Origin of the sequence: Gordonia sp. IITR100 (genome assembly GCF_002009645.1) — a bacterium.
Lineage (GTDB): Bacteria > Actinomycetota > Actinomycetes > Mycobacteriales > Mycobacteriaceae > Gordonia > Gordonia hongkongensis.
The window spans coordinates 17284-39107 of record NZ_MVKV01000027.1 but is presented as its reverse complement, the minus strand read 5'-3'; the positions used below and the strand labels follow the sequence as shown (position 1 = coordinate 39107).

Sequence of the window (21824 nt, the reverse complement as noted above, 5' to 3'; positions counted from 1 at the left end):
CGTGCGCATCGCACTGCTCTCGTACCGAAGCAAGCCGCACTGCGGTGGCCAGGGCGTCTACGTCCGCCACCTCTCCCGCGAACTGGCACTGCTGGGGCACAGCGTCGAGATCTTCTCGGGGCAGCCCTACCCCGAACTGGACCAGGTGGCCATCGACGCCGGGGTCACCGTCACCAAAGTGCCGAGCCTCGGTCTCTACGACGAGCCGGACCCGTTCCGGACGCCTCGTCCGGGCGAGTACCGCGATTGGATCGACGTGCTCGAGGTCGGCTCGATGTGGACGGCGAGCTTCGGCGAACCGCTCACGTTCAGCCTCCGGGTGGCGCGCCTTCTCAAAGAGCGCCGCGACGACTTCGACATCGTGCACGACAACCAGTGCCTCGGTTACGGACTGCTCGACATCCAGAAGGCCGGGTTCCCGCTGATCGCGACGATCCACCACCCCATCACCCGCGACCGCACACTGGCGGTGAAGGCGGCCAAGGGGTGGCGCAAGATCAGTGCCTGGCGGTGGCATTCGTTCCTGCGCATGCAGGGGCGCGTCTCACGCCGTATCCCCGAGCTGCTCACCGTTTCCCGCAGCAGCGAGGTCGACATCCGCAAGGCCTTCGACATCCCGTCGGGTCGGATCACCACCATCCCGCTGGGGGTGGACACCGAGATCTTCACGCCGGCCGCCACGCGCGTTCCCGGACGTATCGTGTGTGTCGCCAGTGCCGACGCGCCGCTGAAGGGTGTCTCGTACCTGCTCGAGGCGGTCGCGAAGCTGTCCTCCGAGCGGGATGTCGAATTGGTACTGGTGTCTAAGTTGGACCCGAACGGTCCGTCCGCCAAGATGATCGAGGATCTGGCGATCGGCGATCGCGTCTCGGTGGTGTCCGGCCTCGAGGACTCCGAGATCGCCGGCCTGCTCGCCTCCGCCGAGGTGGCGTGTGTGCCCTCGTTGTACGAGGGGTTCTCGCTGCCGGCGGTCGAGGCCATGAGTTGCGGAACGCCGCTGGTGGCAACCCGGGCCGGTGCGATCCCCGAGGTCGTCGGCACCGCTGAGGAGGCGGCGTTGCTGGTGCCGCCGCGGGATTCCGGATGCCTGGCGCAGGCGATCGGCCGGCTGCTGGACGATGCCGATCTGCGGACGCGTCTCGGCGACGGTGGTCGTCGACGCGCCGAGGAGCACTACAGCTGGGCAGCAGTGGCCGCGAAGACTGCGGCTCACTACGAAACCGTGCTCGCCGGACATCGGCGGGCAACAGAAGGGACATCGAGTGCTCACAGTTGATTTCGACCGGCTTGGCGTTGGACCGGGCACCAAGGCGATCGACATCGGGGCGGGGCAGGGTAGGCACTCGTTCGAGATGTTCCGTCGTGGCGCGGAGGTCATCGCCTTCGACATGTCCGAGAGCGACATGTCCGACGTCGGTGAGATGTTCGACGCCATGATGGCGGAGGGTCACGTGCCCGCGTCGGCCAAGGCGCGCGCCGAGGTCGGGGATGCGCTTCGACTCCCGTACGCGGACAACAGCTTCGACGTCGTCCTGATGAGCGAGATCCTCGAGCACATCCCGACCGACGAGGGCGCGATCAATGAGATGGTGCGCGTGCTGAAGCCGGGTGGCGTCGCCGCGGTCACCGTGCCCCGGTACTGGCCGGAGAAGGTGTGCTGGGCCCTGTCGGACGAGTACCACGAGGTCGAGGGCGGACACGTCCGCATCTACAAGGCCTCCGAGCTCGCGGGCAAGTTGCAGCGAGCCGGACTCGAGGTCACCGGCACCGACCACGCCCATGCCCTGCACGCCCCCTACTGGTGGCTGAAATGCGCTGTGGGAGTCGAGAACAACGACAATGTCCTGGTGAAGGGCTACCACCAGCTGTTGGTCTGGGACATGATGAGCAAGCCGTGGCTGACCCGGGTCGGCGAGCAGGTGCTCAACCCGCTCATCGGCAAGTCGGTGGCCCTCTACCTGCGCAAGCCCGAGACCGCCACCGCGTCTTCATGACGGGGGCCTCCAGGACGGGAGCCCCATGACGGCCGTCCCGGCGATCCCCAGTGTGGTCACGGCCGAGCAGATGCGGGCCACCGGTGCCGCGATCGTCGGCATGCAGGAGGCCGACGGTGCGTTGCCGTGGTTCCCGGGCGGGCAGACCGACCCATGGGACCACATCGAATCGGCGATGGCGTTGTCCGTGACCGGGTTTCACTCCGAGGCAGAGGCGGCTTACGAGTGGTCGCGGCGTAAACAGCGCGACGACGGGTCGTGGCCGATCCGCACCGTCGTAGGAAAGGTGGAGGACGCCGGCACCGACAGCAACTTCTGCGCCTACATCGCGGTCGGGGTCTGGCATCACTATCTGATCACCGGTGACGACGCCTTCTTGCAGAAGATGTGGCCGGTGGTCTGGTCGGCGATCGACTGCGTGCTGCGCTTCCAGCGTGAGGACGGTGCGTTCCGCTGGGGCGGCGACCACCGGACCGGAGCGATGTTCGGTGAAGCGCTGATCACCGGGAACGCCAGCATCTTCCAAGCGCTGGACTGCGCGATCCGGATCGCCGGTGAGATGGATCAGCCCGACGCCGACTGGATCGCGGCGCACAGTGTGCTCGGCGACGCGATCCGTGCCGACGTCACGCGTGACGAGTGGCAGACCTTCACCCCGCCGTCCGAACACTCCATGGACTGGTACTACCCGATCCTCGGCGGCGCCGTCCGCGGACGCGACGGGCAGGAACTCATCGCGCGGCGGTGGGAACAGTTCGTGGTGCCCGGCAAGGGTGTTCGCTGCGTCGACCATCGTCCCTGGGTCACCGGCGCCGAGACCTGTGAGCTGGCACTGGCACTCGATGCCCTCGGTGACACCGCCGATGCCATCGAGCTCATCGCGTCGATTCAGCATCTGCGCGATCCGGACGGATCGTATTGGACCGGACTGGTTTTCGCCGATGGCAAACGCTGGCCCGTGGAGAAGAGCTGCTGGACCTCGGCGGCTGTGATCCTGGCGGCCGATGCGGTGAGCCGCACCAGCGTGGCCAACGGGATCTTCCGGGACGTCCGCCAGCGGCTCGTCGCACCGACTCCCTGAGCCGGCTGCGGAGGGCGCGGCCATCCGCGCTCCCTGAGGAGCGCGTCGAGGTCGACGAGAGCCACGAAGGGGTGGCGACGTCATCTCACCAGGACCCTTCGTGACGTGCCCTCCGCAAGCTCCGGGCGCTCCTCAGGGAGCAGGGGGTGACGCGCCCTCCGCAAGCTCCGGGCGCTCCTCAGGGAGCAGGGGTTGACGCGCCCTCCGCAAGCTCCGGCTCCTCAGGGAGCAGGGGTTGACGCGCCCTCCGCAAGCTCCGGCTCCTCAGGGAGCAGGGGTTGACGCGCCCTCCGCAAGCTCCGGCTCCTCAGGGAGCAGGGGTTGACGCGCCCTCCGCAAGCTCCGGCTCCTCAGGGAGCAGGGGTTGACGCGCCCTCCGCAAGCTCCGGCTCCTCAGGGAGCAGGGGTTGACGCGCCCTCCGCAAGCTCCGGCCTCCTCAGGGAACAAGAGCCAGGTGGTTCTTTCGACTCAGGGAGCGGGGGTGGGTCGCTTCGCTCGCACCTCCCACAACGGCCTACACGACCGCCGGGGTGATGCCGAGCTTGCCGGCCAGCTTGGCGAGGTAGCCGCTCGCGCGCTCGACCGAGTCGTCGGGGAGGCCGTACAGCACTGTCGTGACCCCGATCTCGCGCCACTTCTCGAGCTTCTCGGGTACCGGCCGGAAGTCGAGGACGACGATCTCGGGGTCGCCCGCACGACCGGCGTCGGACCAGATCTGCTTGAGCAACGACACCGACCCCTCGATGTCCTCCTCGCCGGGTGTGGTGATCCAGCCGTCGGCGCTGCGCGCGATCCACTTGAAGTTCTTCTCGTTGCCTGCCGCGCCCACCTGGACCGGGATGTGCGACTGCGTCGATTTGGGCCACGCCCAGCTGGGGCCGAAATTCACGAACTCGCCCGCGAACTCGGCCTCTTCCTTAGTCCAGAGCGCGGTCATCGCCTCGAGGTACTCGCGCAGCATCGTCCGCCTGCGCTTCGGCGGGACGTTGTGGTCGGCGAGTTCGTCCAGATTCCAACCGAATCCGACGCCGAGGGTGACCCTTCCGTTCGAGATGTGGTCGAGCGTCGCAATGGTCTTGGCGAGCGTGATGGGGTCGGACTGCACCGGCAGTGCGACCGCGGTGGCGAGCCGGATGCGTTCGGTGACGGCCGCGGCGGCGGCGAGTGACGTCCAGGGATCGAGGGTGCGCATGTAGCGCTCGTCGGGCAGGGTCTCGTCACCGGTGCGGGGATGCGCGGCGTCGCGTCGAGTCGGGATGTGGCCGTGCTCGGGAACGTAGTACGACGCGAAACCTGCGTCCTCGATGAGCGGGGCCAGGACGTGGGGCTTGAGCCCGCGGTCGCTGGTGAACTGCACGATCCCGAAATCCATGGGGCCCTCCGACGGCGTCGTTCGGTCGTCCGCGTTTTCCGGACGGTTGACTGGACACTAGTCTAGGTGATCGGCGTCACCCAGGCCAGAGGGCATCGGGGGCCTCACCGACTCATCCCTGCGGGTCGGTGGCCAGACCCGGCATGACGAACCGCTCGAGATGGCGTCGGACCTGCCGCGCGTCGTCGATGTCGAGGGCCTCACCCGGGGAGGTGCCGAGGCTGATCAGGACGCGCGCAACCCATTCGGACACCTCGTACGGATCGTGCGCGGGGTGTATCTCCCCGCGGGCGGCGGCCTGTTCGACGAACGGAAACCAGAACGCTGCCAGGTCGGGAACCAGCTTGACGACACCGACACCGGCGCATTCGGCGAACTCCGTGGGTTCCTCCGTGCGGAGTCGGAGCAGCAGCGTGCCCGGGTCGTCGTAGGCACCCCGGCCGATCCGGACGCCGGCGGTGAGTTGCCCGACCAGGTCGGGGATGGCGTCGAGTTCGGCCCGGGCGTCGCGCCAGAACGACTCGGTGAGACGGACGATGGTCGCGCCGATCATGGACGGTTTGTCCGGATAGTGCCGATACAGCCACGCGCGGGACACGCCTGCCGACTCCGCGACCTGCTGCATGGTGGTCGCCCGGATTCCCTTGTCGGCGAGCAGCTTCTGCGTGGCGTCGAGCAGTCGTTCGTGGACCGTCGTGGTCGAGGCCTCGGTCACTGACTCCTCCTGTGGTCGTGGTCGGTGCGCGCCGCGTCCCCACATCCACATGTCTGCTCAGGAGGGCGCTGCGTAGACAGTTCGCGGATTCTGTGTACACGATACGTCTCATCGTGTAGACACAAATCAGATTGTGTCTACATCCAACGGGTCCACCGAGGGGGCAGTGTGCCTTTACCAACCACCGCGATCATCGGCGCCGGTATCAGCGGGCTGACCGCCGGCAAGATGCTCACCGACTACGGCGTGCCGTACACCTGCTTCGAGAGTTCGGACCGGGTCGGGGGCAACTGGGCCTTCGGCAACCCGAACGGTCACAGCAGTGCCTACCGGTCGCTGCACATCGACACCTCGAAACACCAGTTGTCGTTCCGCGACTTCCCGATGCCCGACGAGTATCCCGACTTCCCGCACCACACCCAGGTCAAGGCCTACCTGGACTCCTACGCCGAGGCCTTCGACCTCTACTCCTCGATCGAGTTCACCAACGGAATCGAGCATGCGACCCGACTGGACGGGGGCGGCTGGGAACTGGAGACCCAGGGCGGTGAGCGCAGGCGGTTCGACCTGCTGGTGGTGGCGAACGGCCATCACTGGGATCCGCGCTGGCCCGATTTCCCGGGCGAGTTCGACGGAATCGAGATGCACGCCCACCACTACATCGATCCGCGTACCCCGCACGATTTCACGGGTAAGCGCATCCTCGTCGTCGGCCTGGGTAACAGTGCCGCCGACATCGCCGTCGAACTGTCGTCGAAGGCGCTGGACAACAAGCTGACCCTCTCCACGCGGTCGGGAGCGTGGATCGTGCCGAAATACTTCGGGGGCAAGCCCGCCGACAAGTACTACCGGTCGACGCCGTATCTGCCGACGTCGTGGCAGCGCAAGTTCGTCCAGGTCATGCAACCCGTGACCGCCGGCCGGCCGGAGGATTACGGTCTGCCGACACCGAATCACAAGTTCTTTGAGGCACATCCGACGCAGTCGGTGGAACTGCCACTGCGACTGGGCTCGGGCGACGTGACCCCCAAGCCCAACATCAGCCGGTTCGACGGGTCCACGGTCCACTTCGACGACGGGACCGCCGACGACTTCGACATCATCATCTACGCAACGGGTTACAACATCACGTTCCCGTTCTTCGACCCGAACTTCATCAGTGCGCCCGACAATCGGATCGACCTCTACAAGCGCATGTTCTACCCGGGAATCGACGACCTCGTCTTCGCCGGTTTCGCGCAGGCGGTTCCGACGCTGTTTCCCTTCGTGGAATGCCAGGCGCGGCTGATCGGGGCCTACGCCACGGGTCACTACCGGCTCCCGTCGGTACCGGAGATGCGGCAGACGATCGAGGCGGACATGCAGTACTACACCGGACACATGCTCGACCGCCCGCGGCACACGCAGCAACTCGATCACTATCTCTACGAACACAACATGCGGACCAAGGAGATTCCGGCGGGGATCCGGCGGGCCCACCAGCAGGGGCCGCCGACGTGGGCCGGGGTGGCCGACGATCTGGTCTCGAAGGGAGCATCCGCATGACCATTTCAAATGGTGCGACCACCGTACGCTTCCGATCGTCCGACGCCGACTGCGACGCCTGGTTCTTTCCGGGCGCGGAGTCTTCGCCGTTCGAGATCGACGGCAAGCGCCCCGTCGTCGTGATGGCGCACGGTTTCGCGGGGACCAAGGACTCGGGTCTGGCGCCCTATGCGCAACGGTTCGCCGACGCGGGGTTGGCCGTGTTCGCGTTCGACTACCGCGGCTTCGGGCTGTCCGGTGGCGAACCGCGACAGTCGATTTCGCTGGAACGGCAGGCCGACGACTACCGCGCCGCGATCGGCGCCGCCAAGAAACAGCCGGGAGTGGACCCGGAACGGATCATCCTCTGGGGAGTGTCGCAATCCGGCGGGCATGCGCTGACCGTGGCGGCCGACCGGACCGACGTGGCCGCGGTGATCGCGGTGGTGCCACTGGTCAATGGGCTCGCCGCCGGTCGCGTCGCCTACGCCCAGGTCGGCGGGGCGGCGATCGCCCGCTCGACCGCCACGGCAGTGGCCAGTTCGGTGGGTCGACGGCTGGGCCGGGGTCCGAAGATGTTGCGGGTCGTCGGCGAACCCGGCGACGTGGGCGCCGCGCTGACCGCACCAGGGTTTCTGGAGAGCTACCGCGCGATCGCGGGGCCGTCGTGGCGCAACGAGGTCGACGCCTCGGTCGGTCTCGAGATCGGCTCGTTCCGAGTCGACAAGCACGCCGCGCGCGTCGATGCCCCGGTGCTGTTCCAGATCGCCGACTTCGATTCCGCCGCACCGCCGTACGCGGCGTCGAAGACCGCGTTCAAAGCTCACGCCGAAGTGCGCCACTACCCGTGCGACCATTTCGACATCTTCGCGGGCAACGACTTCTTCGAGCCCTGCGTCACGCACGAGATCGGTTTCCTGCGCCGTCATCTGGCATCGAACGCCGACGTTGTGGAAGCGGCTACGCGATGAACCGGGCGGTCGTGATCGGGGGTGCCTCGGGGATCGGACTGGCCACCGTCGACGCGTTCGTCGGCGAGGGGATGCAGGTGGTGGTGGCCGACCGCGACGTCAAACGTGCCGAGCAGGTGGCGGCGACGCGCGACGGGGCGCGGGCGGTGCACATGGACGTGACCGACGAGGACTCGGTCGCAGCGACTTTCGCCGGCATCGGCGACTTCGACACGGTGGTGAACTGTGCCGGACTGTCGAATCCGGGTGCGCTGACCGAACTCGAACTCGACGCCTGGCGCAACACCGTCGACATCTGTCTGACCGGAACGTTCCTCGTGATCAAACACGCCGGCGCCCGGATCGCCGAGGGCGGATCGATCACCTGCATCGCCTCACTCAACGGCCGCCAACCGGGCGCCGGGATGGGGGCGTACTGCGCGTCGAAAGCCGGCGTGCTGATGCTCGTCGAGGTGGCCGCACTCGAACTCGCCGACCGTCGGGTGCGGGTCAACGCGGTGTCGCCGGGGCTTGTGATGACCCCGCTGACCGAGGGCATCGGCTTCGTACCGGGCCTCACCGAGGACTACCTCGACAACACCCCACTGGGCCGGAGCGGAGAACCCGCCGAGATCGCCGACACCGTAGCCTTTCTCGCCTCCGACAAGGCGCGCTGGATCACCGGTGCCGCCTTCGACGTCAACGGCGGTGCGCACCTGAAGCGCTATCCCGACGTGCTCGGCAAGGTGCGGGCGCTGGCCGGCGAGGCCTGACGCTGACGGCCTCCGACGTGGTCAGGACTTCCGCGGTAGCGGCGCGCCCACCTCGCCCGAGTCGCGGCGGAGGACACGCAGCGATCCCTCCGCCCGCACCTCGGTGAACTGTCCGGTTTCCAGTGCCTGGCAATAGATCTCGTACGGCGGGCGGCCGCCGTCGGCGGGGTCGGGGAAGACGTCGTGGATGAGCAGGGCCCCGCCGATGCGCACCCACGGCGCCCAGCCGTCGAGGTCGGTCTGCGCCGCCTCCATGCTGTGGCCGCCGTCGATGAAGACGAAATCCGCCGGTCGGCCCCAGACCTTAGCGGCGACGGCCGACGGGGCGAGCAACCCGACGACGGTGTTGTCGAGCCTGGCGTCGAACATGGTGCGGCGGAAGCGTGCCGAGGTGTCGAGCGTCCCGGTGTGTGCGTCGACGAGGGATTCGTCGTGGTACTCCCAACCGGGCTGGTGTTCCTCGGAACCGCGGTGATGGTCGACGGTCACGATGACGGCGTCGTTCGCTTCGCCGGCCGATCCCAGGAAGACGGTGGATTTCCCGCAGTAGGTACCGATCTCCACGCCGACCTTCGTCGAATCAGGTTGGGACAGATATTCTCCGGCGATCTTGAAGAGCGTCTGGGCCTCGTCGAGCGGCATGAATCCGGGTGCCTCGTCCGCGACGCGGAGGCGGTCGGGGGAGGGTGCGTTCGGCGACTGTGCCGCAGGTTGTGACATGGCATCAGATCCTATCGGGTGTGTGACGGTCGCCGCGTAGGGTGAGCCGTATGAAAGCTCAGGTACTCACCGCAGAGACAGGCCCGTCCGGACTCGAGTTGCAGGACGTTCCCGATCCCACCCCGGCCGACGGCCAGGTCGTCGTCGACGTGAAGTCGTGCGGCGTGTGCTTCCCCGACGTGCTGATGAGTCAGGGCAAGTACCAGCTGCGCGTGCCGACGCCGTTCACGCCGGGCACCGAGGTCGCCGGCGTGGTGCGCTCGGCTCCCGACGGGGCGTCGGTGAAGGTCGGGGACAAGGTGCTCGTGGCGTCGATCGTCGGCGGATTCGCCGAACAGGTCGCGGCCGCGCCCGAACAGCTCCTGCCGCTTCCCGAGGGACTGACCTTCGAGCAGGGGTCGGCGATGGGCATCAACTATCAGACCGCTCTGTTCGCGCTGAAGACCCGCGCGCACACCCAGCCCGGTGAGGTGGTCGGCGTGCTCGGCGCCGCCGGTGGCGTCGGAACCGCGTCGATCATGGTTGCCAAGGCGATGGGCGCGAAGGTCGTCGCCATCGTCCACCGGAAGGGTGCCGAGGACCTGCTGCGCAGCGCCGGGGCCGACGAGATCGTCCAGCTCGAGGAGGGCTGGGGTACCAAGCTCAAGGAGATCGTCCCCAAGGGCGTCGACGTGATGATCGACCCGTCGGGCGGCGAGGTGTTCGACGAGGCGCTCCGCCAGGTCGCCCCCGACGGCCGCTACGTCGTGGTGGGCTTCGCGGCCGGCGGCATCCCGACCGTCAAACTCAATCGAGTCCTGTTCCGCAACATCGCCGTCGTCGGGGCCGCGTGGGGCGAGTACGTGCGCACCCATCCGGAACTGAATCTGCCCGCGAAGCTGCATGAAGAGCTGACGCAGATGATCGCCGACGGGATGGAACCTCAGGTCAACGTCACCTACACGCTCGATCAGCTGCCGGAAGCGTTGACCGATCTCGCCGAAGGGCGGATTCTGGGGAAAGCGGTCGTCAAGATCGGCGAGTAGGCCCTCGGCGGGTCGGCCCGGTTTGCGACGTCGCATCGCCTTCCGCCCAGCGCATCCGTCATCGAAGGGATCTGCCATGTGCCGCAACATCACCGAACTCCGCGGGCTCGAACCGCCGGCCACCGAGGACGAGATCGAGGCGGCCGCACGGCAGTACGTGCGCAAGGTGAGCGGCGTGCGGCATCCGTCGCCGGCGAATGCGGAGGCCTTCGAGGCCGCGGTGGTCGCCGTCACCGCGGCTACCCGCACGCTGCTCGACGTCTTGCCCGAGCGTCGTCAGCCGCCGAAGACGGTGCCCCCGCTCCGGCGCCCCGAGGTGCAGGCGCGGATTGCCGCTCGGGGCTGAGGAGTCCCACACAGGTTCAGCAGTAGGTACCGCGAGGCGATACCTACTGCTGAACTCGTCCTGAGGTGGTGGAGCCTACGAGCCGGCGGCTTCGTCACTGCCGGTGAAGATCGTTTCCGCGAAGTCCCACAACAGATTGTCGAAAGCCTCGATTGCGTAGAAGATTGCAGACAGCATGATATTTCCCGCTTTCACTTCGAATTCGACAGTGGACGCAGGCCGCAACAAAGGCGCACGTCGGCGGCCTGTGGGATAGCGGGATGGGTGCCAGATGATCAAGAGGGGGTTGATTTCTGGCGCGGTGAAGAAATGATGTTACAAATCCCGAATCCCTGTATCATTGGTAGCACGCGAATCGTTTTCCGACAAGCAATTGGCAAATTCCGATAGAGAAGTATCGGCGTCGACCCCACGCAAGTGTCCCCGATGATCGGCGTGAGATGGCCAGGCCGACGGTGGCCTCCGCAGCGCGCCTCGCAGGCGCCCCGTGACGACGACGATCCCCAGCTCAACCGGGTTAAACCCACCGGCGAGCAAAAATTTGGGACACCTCCTGCGCGTGGGGATAGTGTCGACATGGTGTCCAACCACCGATCCCATCGCGCCCGACGGGCCGCGCCGCGCGCCGTGCGCGTCGTCGCGCTGGCACTGACGGTCGCCATCGTCGGCCTGCTGACCATCCTCGGCGGACCTGCGCCACGAGCCCAGGCGGCTCCCGCCGAGAGCTGTGCGCCCGCTGGACTCGCGTCGGCCTCGGCCGCGCCGGTCAACCTCGCCGCAGCCGATCAGGGCGGTGAGGACCGCTACACCACCGAGTCCACCACGCCGCTCGACCAGATCGACGTGAGTCGTCTCGAGTTGCTGTCGCCCGGCAAGATCTCCGTCGGCACGCTGTCGGACGCCGGACCGAGCATCTGCGTCAACGGCGCGGGCGACTTCACCGGCTTCGACAACGAACTCCTCAAGGCCGTCGCCGCGAAGCTGGGTCTGCAGATCGAGTTCAACGGCACCGAGTTCGCCGGCCTGCTGTCCCAGGTGGCCAACAACCGCTTCGACGTCGGGTCGTCGTCGATCACCACCACCGACGACCGGCGCAAGACCGTCGACTTCACCAACGGCTACGACTTCGGCTACTTCTCACTCGTGGCGCCGACCGACGGGGCGATCAAGGGCTTCGGCGACCTCTCCGACTCGACGCGCATCGCCGTGGTCCAGGGCACCGTCCAGGACGACTACGTCGTCAACACCCTGGGCCTCGACCCGGTGAAGTTTCCGGACTACGCCACCGCCTACGCCAACCTCCGGAGCGGTCAGGTCGACGCCTGGGTCGCACCGTCGCAGCAGGCGGAGGGTGCGGTCCGAGAGGGCGACGGCACCGCGATCGTCGAGAACACCTTCAGCGTCAACAACTTCGTCGCGTGGGCCGTCGGCAAGAACAAGCCGCGGCTCACCGAGGCCCTGAACTCCGGACTCGACGCCATCATCGCCGACGGCACGTATGCCGACCTCTACGTCGACTGGGTGCCGCGCGAGCTACCCGAGGGGTGGAAGCCGGGCAGCAAGGCCGCGCCCGCGCCCGAACTCCCCGACATCGCCGCCATCGCCGCCGAGAACGCGGAGAAGGCGGGCCCGGCCGAGGAGACCGCGCCCAAGAGCACCCTGGAACAGCTCGGCGACACCTTCTTCAACTGGGATCTCTACAAGGAGTCGTTCCCGGAGCTGATCAAGACCGGGCTCGTGAACACCTTGATCCTGTCCGTGGTGTCCGGGGTGCTCGGCACCATCCTGGGCATGATCCTGGCGCTCTGCGGCATCTCCCGGTCGCGGTGGCTGCGCTGGCCGGCGCGCGTCTACACCGATATCTTCCGCGGACTGCCCGCCGTCGTCGTCATCCTGATCGTCGGACTCGGTGTGGGCCCGGTGGTCAAGGGCATCACCGGCAACAACCCGTACTGGCTCGGGGCGGTCGCCCTGGCCCTGCTCGCCGCGGCCTACATCGGCGAGATCTTCCGGTCCGGAATCCAGAGCGTCGACGACGGGCAACTCGAGGCCTCGCGGGCCATCGGGTTCAGCTATCGGCAGTCGATGCGTCTGGTGGTGGTGCCGCAGGGCGTGCGGCGGGTGCTCCCGGCGCTGATGAACCAGTTCATCAGCCTGATCAAGGACAGCTCGCTGGTGTACTTCCTCGGGTTGCTGGCCAGCCAGCGGGAGCTGTTCGCGGTCGGCCGCGACCTGAACGCGCAGACGGGCAACCTCTCGCCCCTCGTCGCCGCGGGAATCATGTACCTGATCCTCACGATCCCGCTGACGCACCTGGTCAACTACATCGACCGGCGCCTGCGCACCGGACGTCCCACCGACGTCCAGGACGACCCGCTGCCCCCGACCGTCGTCGAGAAGGGATAGGTCCATGCCTGATCTCAACAAGTCCGAGACCGACACCGAGGGCTCCCAGACGCCGGGCTCCCGGACGCCGAGTGCGACCGCCACCCGGACGGCCGTCTCGCTCACCGGCACCGACCTGCACCTGTCCTTCGGCAAGCACCACGTGTTGCGGGGCGTCGACATCCAGGTCGACGCCGGCACCACGACGACGGTCATCGGACCGTCGGGCTCGGGCAAGTCCACTCTCCTGCGAGTGCTGAACCGGCTGCACGAACCCGACCAGGGCGACATCCTGCTCGACGGCCGGTCGGTTCTGAAGGACAACCCGGACGAACTCCGACGCCGGATCGGCATGGTGTTCCAGCACTTCAACCTGTTCCCGCACAAGAGCGTCGTCGACAACGTCGCGCTCGGACCGCGCAAGTTGAAGGGGCTGAGCAAGGACGAGGCCCGCGAGGTCGCGCTCCGTCAGCTCGAGATCGTCGGGCTGACCAACAAGGCCGATGTGCGCCCGGCACGCCTGTCCGGCGGCCAGCAGCAGCGGGTGGCCATCGCCCGTGCGCTCGCCATGACCCCCGAGGTCATGTTCTTCGACGAGGCGACCTCCGCGCTCGACCCGGAACTGGTCAAGGGGATCCTCGCGCTCATGGCCGACCTCGCCAGCGAGGGGATGACCATGGTGGTCGTCACCCACGAGATGGGCTTCGCGCGCAACGTCTCCGACAACGTGCTGTTCATGGATCACGGTGCGGTCGTGGAGACCGGGCGTCCGGAACAGGTCTTCGACGACGCGACGTCGGATCGGCTGCGGGCCTTCCTGTCCCAGGTGCTGTAGGCGCTCGCCCCGGTCAGCCGATCCCGAAGAGTCTGGAGCCGTTGCGGTAGAACACGTCTCGGAGCCACTCGGCCCCGAGGTCGAGGCGGATGATCGCCTCGAGGGCGTGGGTGTAGCCGTAGGGGATGTTCGGGAAGTCGCTGCCGAACAGGATCTTGTCGCCGGCGTCGGCCAGTCGCGGCAGGTAGTCCGACGGGAACGGGGCGTCCTCTTCGGCGAAGTCGGTGAACGCCATCGTGGTGTCCAGGCGCACGTTGGGGTACTCCAACGCGAGGTCGAGGAACGCGGTGTACTCGGGCATCCCCATGTGCGCGACGATCAGCGGCAACGACGGAAACCGGTGCAGCAGTTCGCGGATGGGGTCGGGTCCGGTGTACGTCCCCGGGGCGGGCCCGGAACCGCAGTGGATGATGACCGGGACCTGGGAGTCGGCGATCTGCGACCACACCCCGTCGAGCAGCGAATCCGTCGGGGCGAAGTCGCCGACCTGGATGTGGCATTTGAAGACCTGCGTGCCGGCTTGGATGGCGCGGGAGACGTAGGTGTGGGCGGACTCCTCGGGATAGAACGTCGCCGTGTGCAGACAGTCGTCGTGGTTGGCGGCGAAGTCGTGCGCCCAGCCGTTCAGCCACTCGGCCATGTTCGGTTTGTGTGGATAGACCAGGGACGAGTAGGCCCGCACCCCGAAGTCGCGCAGGGTGGCGACGCGGACGTCCTCGTCGGCGCGGTAGGTGATCGGCCACTCCCGTCCGACCAACGGCCCGACGGAATCGAAATAAGCCCACACCTTGTCCATCACCGGTCGCGGCATGAAGTGGGTGTGGACGTCGACGATGCCCGGCAGGCCCAGCTCGGCAGAGATCGCGCGCACCTGCCGCGCCTCGTCGGTGCTGAACGGCTCGGGGGCTTCGGGGACGGCACTGTTCACCCGAGTGACCGTACGCCGGTTGCGCGGGCGTCCGCGAGTGCCGTTCAGCCGACCGTGGACACCCCGGGCGCGATCAGCACCTTGCGGTGGTCATTGGGCGCCGAGAGCTCGCGGACGACGCGATCGGTCTCGTCGAGCCCCACGATCCCGCTGACCAGCGTCGACGACCCGATCACGCCCTTGTTCAACTCCGCTGCGGCGGTGTCGAACTCGCGCTTGGTGTAGTAGGAGACGAAGTGCATGGTGATCTCCTTGACGACTCCGGCCACCGGCATGAACGTGTCCGGGCTCAAGCAGACGCCCGCGATGACCACTGTGCCGTGGGTCGCGACCGCGTCGAGGGCGGACGCGATCATCCCCGGCTTGCCCACGCACTCGACGACCACGTCGAAGCCCGATTCGACCTGGGCGGGGAGTTCGTCCGGAGCGCACGCCGCGGACGCGCCGAGATCGAGTGCGGCCGCGCGCCTGCCCGGCGACGGGTCCGAACACACGAGTTCGGTGGCCACGCCGCGGGAGAGCCAGTGCAACGCCGCGAGGCCGACGGGACCGGCGCCGAGGACCAGCACCCGGTCGCCGGGCCGGACGGACGCGCGGGTGACAGCGTGCAGACCCACCGCCAGCGGCTCGACCAGCGCGCCGTCGACCGGGTCGATGTCGTCGAGCAGGACACTCTCGGCGGCGCCGACCACTGCGAACTCGGCGAGTCCGCCGGGCAGGACGCCGAGTCCCAGGGTGCGCGCCGACGGGCAGCGGGCGACGTCACCGGTGAGACAGGCGCGGCACCGGTGGCATCCGATGACCGGCATGGCGGCCACGGCATCGCCGACCCGGAAGGCGTGGGGGACGTCCGGGTCCGCGGGCCCGATGCCGACGACCTCGCCGGCGAACTCGTGGCCCATGATCGTGCCGGCCGGGAGCAGCGGCGCGGTCGACAGGTCGGAACCGCAGATCCCGTTCGCCGCGACCCGCAGAACGAGTTCGCCGGGCCCCGGTGTCGGATCCGGACGGTGCTCGACGACGAATCCGCCTGGGCCGAACTCTCCTGGGCCGGACTCTCCGGGGCCAAGCTCTCCGGGGGCGGTCACCGCGGCTCGCATCAGCCCGCCGACCAGCGCACCGACGGGACATCGACCGCGGAGCGGGGCACGATGAACACCCCTTCGGCGTCGCAGGTGACCCCGTCGGCGTCGGAGATCGTGCCCCGGACGATGCGTTTGCGTCCGCTGTGCTCGGTCACCGACGCCTGCGCGACCAGTGCGCCCAGGGGCGTCGGTCGCCCGTACCGGACGGTGAGGGTGCCGGTGTAGCACGGCCCCTCGACACTGGCCGCGTTGCCGAGGACGTGATCGAGGACCATCGCGCACACCCCGCCGTGCACCTGACCGGGCGGCCCCTCGTAGGCCGCTCCCAGCGTGAACTCACTGCGGACCCCGTCGGCGTCATGCACGACGTCGAGCGGTGGCGCGAGCGCGTTGCGCACGCCGATGACCGCATTTCCCCAGGCCATTCCGGTGTTCTCGCGCGTGTGTCGCACCCCGAAGGCCCCGTCCATCTGGCTTCTCCGCAAGTCGGCCACCACCTCGGCAATCCGTCGGCGTGCTTCTTCGAGGTCGTCCTCGGCGACCTCGGTGCGGATCACCGCGTCGACGAGGTCCCGGACGGTGTCGGTGAGAGGGGTGTAGACCGCGCGGCGACGCGCGACCTCCGCTTCGGAGATGTCCTCCAGGATGAAGTCCATAAGGCTACCGATCAGTCAGTTGTGGCATGGGTAACGAAGTGTGGCGACGCAAAGTAGAACGTGTTCTAATTTAACCACTAGAACGTGTTCTCATTTTGCGGTTCCGAGGACATCGACCCCGGTCGGACATCTGGCTCCGACCGATCCAGCGGTGATCCGCGCGAACCGCGAAATCGATCCCACAGGAGATGGACCGATGAGTGCCGAGACCTTCGACCTCACCGCACGCGACGAGACCTGGGTGAAGCGGGTGCTGCCCGTGCTCAAGCTCGTGGCCAAGACCTACTTCCGCTCCGAGGTCCGGGGCATGGACAAGGTGCCCGACGGCGGTGCCCTCCTCGTGTCCAACCACTCGGGCGGTCTGATGGCCTTCGACGTCCCGGTGATCAGCGTGGCCTTTGCCGACGAGTTCGGGGCGGACCGGCCGTTGTACACCCTGGCCCACGACCTCATCTTCACCGGATCGGGCAAACAGATCTTCGGAAAGGTCGGGTTCCTGCCGGCTCACCCGAAGAACGCGGTCGCCGCCCTGCGGTCCGGCGCGGCCACCATCGTGTTCCCCGGCGGGGAGTGGGAGGCGCTGCGGCCGAGCAGCCAGAGCGCGACGATCGACTTCCACGGTCGGACCGGGTACATCCGCACCGCACTCGAGGCGGGCGTCCCGATCGTCCCGATCGTCACCATCGGGGGCCAGGAGACGCAGCTGTTCCTCAACCGCGGTGACACGCTGGCCCGGATACTGCGGCTCGACAAGCTGATCCGCACCGACACCGCTCCGTTCGCGCTCGGCTTCCCGTTCGGTCTGACCGCGCACCTCCCGCCGAACATCCCGTTGCCGTCGAAGCTGGTCACCGAGGTTCTCGACCCGATCGACATCACCGCCGAGTTCGGCAACAACCCCGAACACGACGAGGTGGACCAGATGGTCCGCAAACGCATGCAGCACGCACTGGACGACCTCGCCCGCAAGCGCCGATTCCCGGTCATCGGCTGATCACCAGGAGACGACGATGATCTCGCAACTCCGCGATCGCGTCACCACACAGATGTGGCTCGTTCGCACCCTCGTCCGCAGCGGCTTTCTCGGTTCGCTTCGGGTCGATCGCTATGTCCGCATGGGGCTCAACCTCCGTCGGCACGGCGGTGCCTCGCCGGTGAGCGGGATCGGCCTCGCCGCGGCGCGCGATCCCGACGGACTCGCCCTCATCGACGAGGCGGGACAACTCACCTGGCGCGAGCTCGATGCCCGCTGTGACGCGCTCGCCGTCGGTCTGCGCGATCTACCCGGCACGACCGTCGGCACCGTCGCCATCCTTTGCCGCAACCACCGCGGTCTCATCGAGGCGCTCGCCGCGACGTCCCGGCTCGGTGCCGACGCGGTACTCCTCAACACCGGGTTCGCCGGACCCCAGCTCGCCGACGTCCTCGAACGTGAACAGGCAGACGTGCTCATCGCCGACGACGAGTTCGACACCGTCGTCGAGGCCGCGGCGCAACGACTTCCGGAACTGCGGCGCATCCGTGCATGGACGGAGTACGAGTCGTCGCAAGGTGTCACCGTCAACGGACTGATCGGCGCGAATCGCGGCGCGCGACCCGCGCGGCCCGATCGTGCCGGCCGGATCGTGTTGCTGACCTCGGGAACCACCGGAACGCCCAAGGGTGCGCGCCGAGGCGGAAGCACCGACGTGGCGTCCCTCGCCGCGATGCTCGACCGGATTCCCTGGCGCGCAGGCGAGTCCATCGTCATCGCGGCCCCGGTCTTCCACGCATGGGGTTTCGGGCAGGTGGCCATCGCGGCGACGATGACGTGCACTATGATCATGCGCCGTCGCTTCGATCCCGTGGCGACGCTCGACATGGTCCGCGACCACGGGGCCACCGGCCTCGCCGTGGTTCCGGTGATGCTCGAACGCATCACGGACCTCCCCGACGACGTCCTCGACGACCACCCGATGCCGACACTGCGCTTCGCCACCGCGAGCGGATCGCGGATGCGCTCCGACGCTCTCGTCGCATTCCTGGACCGGTACGGCGACGTGGTCTACAACAGCTACAACGCCACCGAGGCGGGTCTCATCACCACCGCCACCCCAACCGATCTGCGCACCGCGCCGGAGACCGCCGGGCGGCCGCTCGCGGGTACGAGTGTTCGCATCCTGGACGACGACGACCGCGAGGTCCCCGTCGGCGAGGTCGGGCGCATCGTGGTCGCGAACAACTCCGGGTTCGACGGTTACACCAGCTCGGACACCAAGGCATTCAGCGACGGACACATGGTGTCGGGCGATGTCGGCCGCTTCGACGAGAACGGGCTGCTGTTCGTCGTCGGCCGCGACGACGAGATGATCGTCTCCGGTGGGGAGAACGTGTATCCCCTCGAGGTCGAGTTGGTCATCGGGGCTCTCGACGAGGTGGTCGAGGTCGCGGTGACCGGGGTCGACGACGACAGGTTCGGCCAGCGTCTCGTCGCCCATGTGGTGCGAGCACCGGAGGCCGAGATCGGCGCCGAGGACATCCAGCGGCACGTGCGAGAACAGCTCGCCGGGTTCAAGGTCCCCCGCGACGTCCACTTCCTCGACGAACTGCCGCGCAATGCCACCGGCAAGATCCTCAAACGCGAACTCCCGTCCGCCCCGTCGACCGAACGAAAGGTGAGCTGAATCATGCACGCTGTCAAGCAGATCGACCGCTCCACCGGTGTTCTGGACGCCGAACGGATGTCCGGTCCCGACGCGCTGATGCTGAACATGGAATCGGCGTCGACCCCGATGCACACACTGAAGGTCGCGGTGCTCGACACCTCCCGTCGTGGCCGGCCCCTCGATCTCACCGAGATCGCCGACGTCCTGCCCGACTACCTCGGCATGTTCCCGCGCGCGACCCAGCGGCTCGCGTGGGCTCGCGGACACGGCGCCCGTCCCTTCTGGGTGCACGACAACGACTTCGACGTGCGCCGGCACCTGGACGAGCGTTCCGCCGCCGCACCGGGGGGACGTGCCGAGCTGGACGCGATCCTGTCCGAGCTCGCCGTCCGGCAACTCGATCGGAGTCGGCCGCTCTGGGGACTGACCCTCGTGCACGGTCTCGCCGGTGGGCGGCAGGCGGTCGTCGTCCGCGTCCATCACGCCGTCGCCGACGGTCTCGCCGCACTCAACACGTTCATGGCCGCGACCGCCGGTCCGGATGAGCGGGTCGAGCAGGCGCCGATCTCCGCGACCCGCATCGAGCACGACGACGACGAGCTCACGCGCGCAGCGCGTTCGGAATCCTGGCGTATGGTTCGTCGCCTGCCGTCGGCAGCGTCGGCACTGGCGCGTGCGGTTGTCGCGAAACGCCGGGCCGGCGATGCCGAACTCATCCCGAAACCCCTGACGGTCCGTCGGACGAGTTTCAACGCCCGCAGCGGCGCCGAACGCGTGTGTGCGTCCGGCGACATCCCGCTCGCCGCCGTCCAGCGACTCGCGCTGGCCACCGGAAACACCGTGAACGGGGCTCTGCACGGTGTCATCGCCGGTGCGATCCGGGCGGAACTCATCGCTCGCGGCGAGGAGCCGGGAGTGTCGGTCTCGATCTTCGGGGTATGCAAGGACCTGGCCTCCACCCGTGTGCACGGCAACGAGATCGCCACCGCGATGGCCTATCTCAGGTCGGATCTGGCCGACCCGATCGAGCGGATCGCGGCCACCGGTGAGAGCTGCGCGGCGACTGTTCGATGCCGGCGCGAGGTCGGCTTCGATCTCACCGACGCGCTGGCCACCTACACCGGACGGCTCGGCCCGACCTTCCGCGGTCTGGCCGCGAATCGCGCGCCGCTGGTGATGAACAACATCACCACCGCCAACATGCCGGGTCCGCGCACCACGCGGTGGGTCGGGGACATCGAGGTCGTCGACTGGATCTCGTTCGCGCTGGCCATCGCACCCGCCGACGTCAACCTCACCACCTACAGCTATGCCGGCAGGCTCAGCATGGGCCTCATCGCGACACCGGAGTCGATGCCCGACCCGGCCGGCTTCTTGCGGCGGGTGGCCGACGCGGTCGCCGAGGCCGCCGATGCGCTCGGACGGACGACCGCCGACGAGGACGAGAACAGTACCGCGATGGCGCAGGAGGCGAGTTGATCGACTGGGAGTCGGGAGCAGCACGACTGGGGTTGTTCGCGAAAGTGCTGCCCCGTGCGATCGGCAGTTCGCGTGCGGCCGGCCGCGGGGATCCCGCGACGGGCGTCCCGCCGGCGGACTGCGGTCCGCGGATGGTCGGGGAGACCGCCGTCGACGAGCTGTTCATCGCGGTCAACTCGGTGATCCGGGACATCCCGCCGATCGACTTCGTGGAAGACTGCGTCGACCGATGTGTCGGTGTCGCAGATGAACTGGCTGCCCTCGGTCCGTCGCGAGTCCACCTCGACCCCGGCCCACCCGGCATCGTCTCCCGCAACCGGAAGACCTTCGGGACCACCTCGTTCGATCACATCGACTACTCGGTGGCGGTGCCGCTCCCGGAATCGATCGCCGCGGCCGACCCCTACGCCGACGGGATCGCCTCGGTGCGGGTGCTGTCACGACGACGCGCCGGTCGCCGTTGGTTGATCTGGGTCCACGGGGCGGCTCAGGGTCGGGCCGACGATCTCTACGCGTTCCGCGCGGCCAACCTGTACAACAAGCTCGGTTACGACGTGGTCTTCCCCGTTCTTCCGGCCCACGGCTCGCGGCGAGTCGAGAAGGTGGCCTATCCGGGGTTCGATCCACTGGTCAACACCGTCATCACCATCCGGGCGATCGCCGAGATCCGTTCGCTCATCACGTGGATCGAGAGTCAGGAACCCGCCGACATCGCGATCGCGGGCACGTCGCTCGGCGGACCGATCGCCGCGATGGTCGCCTCGATGGACCCCCGTATCAGCTCGGTGCTCGCCGTCGTGCCGATGCTGCAGATGCATGCCACCCTGGCTCATCACATGGAGCGCGGCGGGTCCAAGGGGCGCCATCTCGCGTCGTTGATGCGGAGCGATCCGGTTCGTGCGGTCTCGTCGGTCATCAACCCGCTGGCGGTGGAACCCTTTCCGACGCCTGAGCGGCGAATGGTGGTCGCGGCGCTCAACGACCGGGTGACCTCCGTGACCGCCGCCCAGCAGCTACACAATCACTGGGGTGGGAAAGTCCATTGGTACTCCGGTAGCCATGTCGGACACGCCATCTCGGGCAGTATCCGACAGGCCACCGACGAATTCCTCCGCGCCGCCCCGCCCCCGCGGTTCGACAGCGAACCGGGCCTGCGGTCGCTGATGTGAGGCAGCGCTGACCTCTTCTGCTCCCTAATCCGAAAGAACGCCCTGTCCCTGCTCCCTGAGCAGCGCCCGGAGCTTGCGGAGGGCGCGTCACGAAGGGTCTTCGCAACCCGACTCACCAGGACCCTTCGTGACGGCCTCCGC

General features: G+C 67.9%; 20 protein-coding genes. 14 read left to right on the top strand and 6 right to left on the bottom strand.

What is annotated here, in order from left to right; all coding sequences use genetic code 11:
- Position 1: 1 nt before the first annotated feature.
- Genes B1818_RS23050 through B1818_RS23040 form a run of 3 tightly spaced genes read left to right on the top strand, consistent with a single transcriptional unit; the run spans position 2 to position 3075 of the window.
- A complete protein-coding gene (locus B1818_RS23050) occupies positions 2-1276 on the top strand; it encodes a glycosyltransferase family 4 protein (protein ID WP_078114133.1) in 1275 nt (424 codons plus the stop codon).
- Complete coding sequence (locus B1818_RS23045; RefSeq protein WP_078114126.1) at positions 1263-1994, top strand: class I SAM-dependent methyltransferase; 732 nt, start codon at positions 1263-1265, stop codon at positions 1992-1994. The genes B1818_RS23050 and B1818_RS23045 overlap by 14 nt, the downstream gene beginning before the upstream one ends.
- Before the next feature lie 25 nt (positions 1995-2019).
- On the top strand, positions 2020-3075 hold the full coding sequence (locus B1818_RS23040; RefSeq protein ID WP_058252425.1) for a prenyltransferase: 1056 nt from the start codon (positions 2020-2022) through the stop codon (positions 3073-3075).
- 515 nt (positions 3076-3590) lie between these two features.
- On the opposite strand, the gene B1818_RS23035 is transcribed toward B1818_RS23040, so the two are convergent.
- Together B1818_RS23035 and B1818_RS23030 are read right to left on the bottom strand one after the other, a co-directional pair.
- The gene (locus B1818_RS23035) at positions 3591-4448 is read right to left on the bottom strand and encodes an LLM class F420-dependent oxidoreductase (RefSeq protein ID WP_058252424.1); all 858 of its coding nucleotides are present in this window, start codon (positions 4446-4448) and stop codon (positions 3591-3593) included.
- A gap of 112 nt (positions 4449-4560) precedes the next feature.
- Positions 4561-5163 carry a TetR/AcrR family transcriptional regulator gene (locus tag B1818_RS23030; RefSeq protein WP_171011674.1) on the bottom strand — a complete coding sequence of 201 codons (603 nt, stop codon included), beginning with the start codon at positions 5161-5163 and terminating at the stop codon, positions 4561-4563.
- 168 nt (positions 5164-5331) lie between these two features.
- On the opposite strand from B1818_RS23030, the gene B1818_RS23025 reads away from it, so the two are divergent.
- The 3 genes from B1818_RS23025 to B1818_RS23015 are packed head-to-tail and all read left to right on the top strand — an operon-like array spanning position 5332 to position 8410.
- Positions 5332-6708, top strand: coding sequence for an NAD(P)/FAD-dependent oxidoreductase (locus tag B1818_RS23025; RefSeq protein ID WP_058252423.1), 1377 nt, complete (start codon positions 5332-5334; stop codon positions 6706-6708).
- On the top strand, positions 6705-7658 hold the full coding sequence (locus B1818_RS23020) for an alpha/beta hydrolase (RefSeq protein WP_058252422.1): 954 nt from the start codon (positions 6705-6707) through the stop codon (positions 7656-7658). Before B1818_RS23025 ends, B1818_RS23020 begins: the two co-directional genes overlap by 4 nt.
- A complete protein-coding gene (locus B1818_RS23015) occupies positions 7655-8410 on the top strand; it encodes an SDR family NAD(P)-dependent oxidoreductase (protein WP_078114125.1) in 756 nt (251 codons plus the stop codon). Before B1818_RS23020 ends, B1818_RS23015 begins: the two co-directional genes overlap by 4 nt.
- 21 nt (positions 8411-8431) lie before the next feature.
- Here the strand turns inward: B1818_RS23015 and B1818_RS23010 are convergent, their stop codons facing one another.
- Positions 8432-9130: a class I SAM-dependent methyltransferase gene (locus B1818_RS23010; protein ID WP_078114124.1), complete on the bottom strand. Its 699-nt coding sequence runs from the start codon at positions 9128-9130 to the stop codon at positions 8432-8434.
- A 50-nt stretch (positions 9131-9180) separates the two neighbouring features.
- On the opposite strand from B1818_RS23010, the gene B1818_RS23005 reads away from it, so the two are divergent.
- The 4 genes from B1818_RS23005 to B1818_RS22990 all read left to right on the top strand — a co-directional run bounded on the left by B1818_RS23005 (position 9181) and on the right by B1818_RS22990 (position 13721).
- Positions 9181-10155 carry an NADPH:quinone oxidoreductase family protein gene (locus B1818_RS23005; RefSeq protein ID WP_078114123.1) on the top strand — a complete coding sequence of 325 codons (975 nt, stop codon included), beginning with the start codon at positions 9181-9183 and terminating at the stop codon, positions 10153-10155.
- A 76-nt stretch (positions 10156-10231) separates the two neighbouring features.
- Positions 10232-10501, top strand: a complete 270-nt coding sequence (locus tag B1818_RS23000) for a DUF2277 domain-containing protein (protein ID WP_058252418.1) — start codon at positions 10232-10234, stop codon at positions 10499-10501.
- 576 nt (positions 10502-11077) lie between these two features.
- A complete protein-coding gene (locus B1818_RS22995; protein WP_176455983.1) occupies positions 11078-12907 on the top strand; it encodes an ABC transporter substrate-binding protein/permease in 1830 nt (609 codons plus the stop codon).
- Positions 12908-12911: 4 nt separating this feature from the next.
- Positions 12912-13721: an amino acid ABC transporter ATP-binding protein gene (locus B1818_RS22990; protein WP_068971161.1), complete on the top strand. Its 810-nt coding sequence runs from the start codon at positions 12912-12914 to the stop codon at positions 13719-13721.
- A gap of 13 nt (positions 13722-13734) precedes the next feature.
- Here B1818_RS22990 and B1818_RS22985 read toward each other — a convergent pair whose 3' ends face one another.
- Genes B1818_RS22985 through B1818_RS22975 form a run of 3 tightly spaced genes read right to left on the bottom strand, consistent with a single transcriptional unit; the run spans position 13735 to position 16390 of the window.
- A complete protein-coding gene (locus tag B1818_RS22985; protein WP_058252415.1) occupies positions 13735-14649 on the bottom strand; it encodes an amidohydrolase family protein in 915 nt (304 codons plus the stop codon).
- Between the two features lie 44 nt (positions 14650-14693).
- A complete protein-coding gene (locus tag B1818_RS22980) occupies positions 14694-15749 on the bottom strand; it encodes an alcohol dehydrogenase catalytic domain-containing protein (RefSeq protein ID WP_078114122.1) in 1056 nt (351 codons plus the stop codon).
- Positions 15749-16390, bottom strand: coding sequence for a PaaI family thioesterase (locus B1818_RS22975; protein ID WP_078114121.1), 642 nt, complete (start codon positions 16388-16390; stop codon positions 15749-15751). Before B1818_RS22975 ends, B1818_RS22980 begins: the two co-directional genes overlap by 1 nt.
- Before the next feature lie 196 nt (positions 16391-16586).
- Here B1818_RS22975 and B1818_RS22970 point away from each other — a divergent pair, with 196 nt between their 5' ends.
- From B1818_RS22970 to B1818_RS22955, 4 genes are read left to right on the top strand one after another with little or no spacing between them, the layout of a single operon-like run.
- The gene (locus B1818_RS22970) at positions 16587-17384 is read left to right on the top strand and encodes a lysophospholipid acyltransferase family protein (RefSeq protein WP_058252413.1); all 798 of its coding nucleotides are present in this window, start codon (positions 16587-16589) and stop codon (positions 17382-17384) included.
- Between the two features lie 16 nt (positions 17385-17400).
- Positions 17401-19053, top strand: a complete 1653-nt coding sequence (locus B1818_RS22965; protein ID WP_058252412.1) for an AMP-binding protein — start codon at positions 17401-17403, stop codon at positions 19051-19053.
- A gap of 3 nt (positions 19054-19056) precedes the next feature.
- A complete protein-coding gene (locus B1818_RS22960; RefSeq protein WP_058252411.1) occupies positions 19057-20514 on the top strand; it encodes a wax ester/triacylglycerol synthase domain-containing protein in 1458 nt (485 codons plus the stop codon).
- Positions 20511-21683, top strand: a complete 1173-nt coding sequence (locus B1818_RS22955; RefSeq protein ID WP_065629695.1) for an alpha/beta hydrolase family protein — start codon at positions 20511-20513, stop codon at positions 21681-21683. The genes B1818_RS22960 and B1818_RS22955 overlap by 4 nt, the downstream gene beginning before the upstream one ends.
- Positions 21684-21824: the final 141 nt, after the last annotated feature.

Excerpts from the sequence above, each read along its gene's own strand:
- B1818_RS22980 (WP_078114122.1), bottom strand. The coding sequence starts at position 15,749 with ATGCGAGCCGCGGTGACCGCCCCCGGAGAGCTTGGCCCCGGAGAGTCC.
- B1818_RS23035 (WP_058252424.1), bottom strand. The coding sequence starts at position 4,448 with ATGGATTTCGGGATCGTGCAGTTCACCAGCGACCGCGGGCTCAAGCCC.
- B1818_RS23020 (WP_058252422.1), top strand. The coding sequence starts at position 6,705 with ATGACCATTTCAAATGGTGCGACCACCGTACGCTTCCGATCGTCCGAC.
- B1818_RS22960 (WP_058252411.1), top strand. The coding sequence starts at position 19,057 with ATGCACGCTGTCAAGCAGATCGACCGCTCCACCGGTGTTCTGGACGCC.
- B1818_RS23015 (WP_078114125.1), top strand. The coding sequence starts at position 7,655 with ATGAACCGGGCGGTCGTGATCGGGGGTGCCTCGGGGATCGGACTGGCC.
- B1818_RS22975 (WP_078114121.1), bottom strand. The coding sequence starts at position 16,390 with ATGGACTTCATCCTGGAGGACATCTCCGAAGCGGAGGTCGCGCGTCGC.
- B1818_RS22995 (WP_176455983.1), top strand. The coding sequence starts at position 11,078 with ATGGTGTCCAACCACCGATCCCATCGCGCCCGACGGGCCGCGCCGCGC.
- B1818_RS22990 (WP_068971161.1), top strand. The coding sequence starts at position 12,912 with ATGCCTGATCTCAACAAGTCCGAGACCGACACCGAGGGCTCCCAGACG.
- B1818_RS23010 (WP_078114124.1), bottom strand. The coding sequence starts at position 9,130 with ATGTCACAACCTGCGGCACAGTCGCCGAACGCACCCTCCCCCGACCGC.
- B1818_RS23005 (WP_078114123.1), top strand. The coding sequence starts at position 9,181 with ATGAAAGCTCAGGTACTCACCGCAGAGACAGGCCCGTCCGGACTCGAG.
- B1818_RS22970 (WP_058252413.1), top strand. The coding sequence starts at position 16,587 with ATGAGTGCCGAGACCTTCGACCTCACCGCACGCGACGAGACCTGGGTG.
- B1818_RS23040 (WP_058252425.1), top strand. The coding sequence starts at position 2,020 with ATGACGGCCGTCCCGGCGATCCCCAGTGTGGTCACGGCCGAGCAGATG.
- B1818_RS23000 (WP_058252418.1), top strand. The coding sequence starts at position 10,232 with ATGTGCCGCAACATCACCGAACTCCGCGGGCTCGAACCGCCGGCCACC.
- B1818_RS22965 (WP_058252412.1), top strand. The coding sequence starts at position 17,401 with ATGATCTCGCAACTCCGCGATCGCGTCACCACACAGATGTGGCTCGTT.